3 protein-coding genes are annotated in these 2,697 nt (G+C 69.8%); 1 reads left to right on the top strand and 2 read right to left on the bottom strand.

Features of this window, described 5'->3' with window-relative positions; all coding sequences use genetic code 11:
* On the bottom strand, window positions 1-247 hold a 247-nt coding region (locus tag JKV81_RS30530), incomplete at its 3' end, for an ArsR/SmtB family transcription factor (protein WP_202078891.1).
* Between the two features lie 131 nt (window positions 248-378).
* Window positions 379-1,452, bottom strand: coding sequence for a flavin-containing monooxygenase (locus JKV81_RS30525; RefSeq protein ID WP_055643692.1), 1,074 nt, complete (start codon window positions 1,450-1,452; stop codon window positions 379-381).
* A gap of 115 nt (window positions 1,453-1,567) precedes the next feature.
* Between JKV81_RS30525 and JKV81_RS30520 the strand changes: the two genes are divergently transcribed.
* Window positions 1,568-2,697, top strand: a 1,130-nt coding sequence (locus JKV81_RS30520) for an NAD(P)-binding domain-containing protein (protein ID WP_202078889.1), incomplete at its 3' end; no start/stop codon positions are given.

Below are 2,697 nucleotides of genomic sequence, written 5' to 3'. Positions count from 1 at the left end.
GCTTCTTCAGGTGATGGGAGACCGTCGGCTGGGAGACGCCCACGTCGGAGATGTCGCAGACGCACGCCTCGCCGCCCTCGTGCGACGCGACAGCGGAAAAGAGGCGCAGGCGGACCGGGTCACCGAGCGCCTTGAACATCTTCGCCGTCCGCTCGGCCTCCTCCGCACTCAAAGGCCGTTCGGTCAGCGGCGGGCAGCACGGCACGACAGCCTGCTCCAGCACGGGCAACGACCTGAGATTCGACATACGCCTATGTTGACACACATCGAATCAGCGGGCGAGGGGTGGCAGCCCACGCCCCTGCGAGCCGGCCGGGCCGGGGGCGGGGCGGGGGGCATCTTGCCCCTGACCCGCCCCCAGCCTCGCGGGCCGGCGGCTCAAAGGCCGGCGGCGGCCGGTGCCTTGCGGATGTGGGCGGCTAGGGGAGGAATGACGTATGCGGCGTCGCGGCCCACACCGCGCAGAGTGTTGGAGGCGAAGGACCGCTGGAATTCCAGGCCCAGGTAGACCAGGCCGGGATGGGTCAGGGACAGTCCGCCGCGGTGCAGCGGCATGCCGTCGGCGTCCAGGGCGCCGAGCGGCTTGAGATAGTCCAGGCTGGACCGGTATCCGGTGGCCAGCAGCACGGTGTCGGTCTTCTCGCGGCTGCCATCGCCCCAAACGACCGCGTCGCCTTCGAGGGCGGTGAACATCGCGCGCCTGGCCAGGTGACCGCTCTCCAGGGCCTTCCGGTAGCGACCGCCGTCCAGGACGAGGGTGCCACCGATGTAGTGGATCAGCCAGGCCGGCGGCAGCTGGTCGAACCCGGTGGACGTCAGCCAGTGGTGCACATCCCGGCCCTCCCGTATCTGTGCGAGGAACTGCACGGGGTTGCGGCTGGCGAGCGTCACGTCAGCCACTTCCGCGAGTTCGTAGCCGACCTGGACAGCGGTATTGCCGCCCCCCACGACAATGACCCTCTTGCCCGCATACGGTGCGGGGCGGCGGTAGTCGGCGGCGTGCACCACCTCACCGGTGAAGCCCTCCTGGCCAGGCAGGGCGGGCAGCAGTGGATTACCGAAAGCGCCCGTGGCCGCGACGATTCCGGCCGCCTCCACCCTCCGGCCGTCGGCGATTGTCACGCTGAACCCGCCCCCGTCGTGCTCAACGCTGACGACGCGGGTACGCGTACGGACTTCGACATCCAGGCGGTCCGCGTAGCGGCTCAGGTAATCAACCACGTCATCCCGGTGGGGATAGCGGTCTCCGTCCCCGCCGAATGGCAGGCCCGGCAGGGCGCTGAACCGCGCCGGGGAAAACAGCGTGAGGCTGTCGTAATACCGCGGCCACGAACCGGTCGCACGGTCCGAGGCTTCCAGAACGACCGGCCGGAGCCCCTCCCCCACCAGAGCTTCGGCAGCAGCAAGGCCGGACTGCCCGCCGCCGATCACCACAACATCGAATTGCTCCATCACGCACTCACACCAGTCTGAGTTCGACGAATGTCTATGTTGACGTCTATCAATACAGGTGCCATGCTGGCCGTGCAAGCCATCGACGGACGTCGAAACAATCTGGGGAGTCACCGTGAACGCGCCCACCACCGCCCTGCCCACCGTGGTGATCGGAGCTGGCCCCGCCGGCTTGGCTGCCGCCGCCCACCTCACCGGGCACGGTATGGAAACCCTGGTCCTGGAGGCCGGCCCCACAGCGGGCAGCGCGGTGCGCGAGTGGGGGCACGTGCGGCTGTTCTCGACGTGGTCCGAAGTTGTGGACCCGGCCGCCGAGAAGCTCCTGTCCCCCACTGGCTGGACTGCGCCCGACGGCGACACCTACCCCTCCGGCGCGGACTGGGCGGAGAAGTACCTCCAGCCGCTCGCCGACCTCCTCGGCGACAAGGTCCGCTACGGCACCACCGTCACCGGCGTCTCCCGCCTCGGCCGCGACCGCATCGTCGACGCCGACCGTGAGCAGCAGCCCTTCACCGTGCGCATCAAGAGCGCGGACGGCACCGAGGAGCGGATTCTCGCCCGAGCCGTGATCGACGCCTCCGGCACCTGGTCCACCCCCAGCCCTATCGGCGCCGACGGACTTCCCGCCCTCGGCGAGCACGCTGCCTCGGCGCGGATCTCCTACCGCATCCCCGACCTCAAGGACCCCGCCGTCCGCGCCCGGTACGCCGGGAAGCGCACCGCCGTCATCGGCTCCGGTGCCTCCGCCTTCACCTCTCTCGCCACGCTCGCCGACATCGCGAAGGACGAACCCGGCACCCACTCCGTCTGGATCCTGCGACGTGGGATCAGCGGCTCCACATTCGGCGGCGGCAGCGCAGACCAGCTCCCCGCCCGTGGCGCCCTGGGCCTGGCGGCGAAGGCCGCTGTCGACAACGGGTATGCCGATGCAGTCACCGGTTTCCGCACCGAAGTCATCGAGCGCAGTGACGACGAGCGCCTGACCCTGGTGGCTGAGGACGGGCGCCGCCTCGACCCGGTGGACGAAGTCATCGTCCTGACCGGGCTGCGCCCCGACCTGTCGTTCCTGTCCGAGCTCCGCCTTGGTCTGGACGAGCGCCTTCAGGCACCGGTGGAGCTCGCCCCGCTGATCGATCCCAACCAGCACTCCTGCGGCACCGTCTATCCCCACGGCCACCGCGAACTGTCCCACCCCGAGCAGGGCCTCTACCTCGTCGGCATGAAGTCCTACGGCCGCGCCCCCAC

It is taken from the genome of Streptomyces silvae (assembly GCF_016745505.1).
Classification (GTDB): Bacteria; Actinomycetota; Actinomycetes; order Streptomycetales; family Streptomycetaceae; genus Streptomyces; species Streptomyces silvae.
The sequence above is the reverse complement of the archived record's forward strand: the minus strand, read 5'-3'. Positions and strand labels throughout refer to the sequence as shown.